Annotated in this window: 2 protein-coding genes and 1 pseudogene; 1 reads left to right on the top strand and 2 read right to left on the bottom strand. The window is 32.6% G+C overall.

Annotation, left to right across the window (positions count from 1 at the left end; genetic code table 11):
• Positions 1 to 497 precede the first annotated feature (497 nt).
• Positions 498 to 953, bottom strand: coding sequence for a hypothetical protein (locus ACFIKI_RS08315; protein ID WP_375666743.1), 456 nt, complete (start codon positions 951 to 953; stop codon positions 498 to 500).
• Positions 954 to 1,023: 70 nt separating this feature from the next.
• A complete protein-coding gene (locus ACFIKI_RS08320) occupies positions 1,024 to 1,329 on the bottom strand; it encodes a hypothetical protein (RefSeq protein WP_183194301.1) in 306 nt (101 codons plus the stop codon).
• A gap of 205 nt (positions 1,330 to 1,534) precedes the next feature.
• Here ACFIKI_RS08320 and ACFIKI_RS08325 point away from each other — a divergent pair.
• A pseudogene (locus ACFIKI_RS08325) lies at positions 1,535 to 1,793 on the top strand (recombinase family protein); the annotation flags it as partial.
• Positions 1,794 to 1,901: the final 108 nt, after the last annotated feature.

Consider the following 1,901-nt stretch of genomic DNA (forward strand, 5'->3'; position numbering starts at 1 on the left):
GTTCAAAAATTAACGCAAGGCTTGCTATGGTCTTTGGCATTTTTAAAAGATGCGATTGTAAGCTTTCTGAGTGAGTATCCCCTGTAAGTTTTCTAAAAGGAAAAACAAAAAAGAAATAACACTAATCATTGCAGATTTTCATAATGAAAGAAATTTTTTAGTTTTTCTATTTGTGATGAAAATGTATTTCAAACAATAATAAATATATTTTCAATTAATTTAAGTGATCCACAATTACATTTCAAATACGAATTTTTCATATACAAAGATGACTTTAAACTTAGCTAAATATTGCTATGAAGAATACAAACAGAACTAAGAAAATGAGAAATGAAGTTTTTTTGATTGAATGGAAAAAGAAACCAGCAGCGATATCTCATTTGACAGTTTTTCCCTTCAAAAAAGCTATATAAACGAGAGATTTTCATTTAACCATTACTTTTAAAGATGTGTGAATAAACTAATGTAAAAAGCTTTGTTATGAGTATTTTATTGAGTTAGAAATCTATACCAATAGCTTTGGCTTGCATCTTTTCGTAGAGCTTGCGCATAATCGTCATATTTTCTTTACGCACATCAATAATTGATTTTTCAATTGACGTTAAACGAGATTTATCTAAGTTTCCTAACCGTGCATAATGGGATGCTATTGCTTGACGTGCTTCATCGTAAGGCAATCCGCCTTTACGATTTTTGGGTAAACTATGAACTTCATTTACTGTCTTATATTGCGCAGGATTACTAACAAGGATTATGTGCTTCTTAATAATATCTATTTCCATTAATGCTGTTTTAAGACTACTAATCATAGCCTTACTATTGGCATATCTTAGCAGATCATTTTCTACAAGACTACGCTCCGTATCAATAAGTAATGACAAATCACCGCTTTTCTCAATGTTACGAAGATAACTACACAAATCATTGCGCACATCATGTAGTTTTTTGGTCATCAATGCTTCATCAAGACTTTTTACATAGTTATTTTCGCGAACAAAAATACGTTCTAACTCCTCAAATTCTTTAGAAATGATGACCTCCTATGATAACATCTTTATCTAACCAATCGGGACCATATTCTTTATCGGCATCTTTAGTAGAAAATCCCATGTCACGAATAAATTGTGCTCCATGCCGCTTTTTAAGAAACAGAAGTGTATGTGCTGGAGGTTCAGTCATTGCTAACCATTCCCACGCCGCTTTGCTATCATTAGCACGGTCCGCTGCTTCTGATTCAGCAGTATAAATGCAGTTTTGATCTAACCCGCCTGCTCGTAACTCCTCACGTTCAGCATCAGTCATATAACTTTTGGGTAATGTCTTTTGCATAGGAAATTCCTTTCTGTAATCTGTCTTGAAATATTAATCTAATGGTTAAATCTGATCAATCAAATTTCCTATGAATTTTTCAATTTGTTGTTTGGAAATGAAATAAGATATCTGTTTTTATCTTTGATCATTTTGATTGTTTGTATCAAAGAAACTTATCGTTTTTTCTGATACTTATACACTTAATTGACGTTCTTTATTGAACATGACAAAATTTTACCCATATTTACGAGTTTCTCCTGATGACAAGATACAGAAAATCAAAAACTTGGATTGTTAGAATATGCTAACAAAAATGCTTTTGCTTCACTCCATATTGAAGATAAACTATAAATAGAAGGAAAGCTTGGTGCTTTAATCGAAAGAACAGAGCAGGGGATTGTTATTGACACCTGAGTTTTTTGTATAACCGATTTTCTCTTGATGTTTTAGAAATTCTTAAAGATGTTAGTGAGTATAATTTATAAAGTACGCCAATTTATTAAGGGGATAAAACCTATCATCATGAGCAGGGCAACGGGCTGTTCCATAACGCCCATGCCAAGTACCACGCAAGGCACGTGTGATACCCT

It is taken from the genome of Bartonella sp. TT121SHDZB (assembly GCF_042193415.1).
In the GTDB taxonomy this organism is placed as follows: domain Bacteria; phylum Pseudomonadota; class Alphaproteobacteria; order Rhizobiales; family Rhizobiaceae; genus Bartonella.

Excerpts from the sequence above, each read along its gene's own strand:
- ACFIKI_RS08320 (WP_183194301.1), bottom strand. The coding sequence starts at position 1,329 with ATGCAAAAGACATTACCCAAAAGTTATATGACTGATGCTGAACGTGAG.
- ACFIKI_RS08315 (WP_375666743.1), bottom strand. The coding sequence starts at position 953 with ATGACCAAAAAACTACATGATGTGCGCAATGATTTGTGTAGTTATCTT.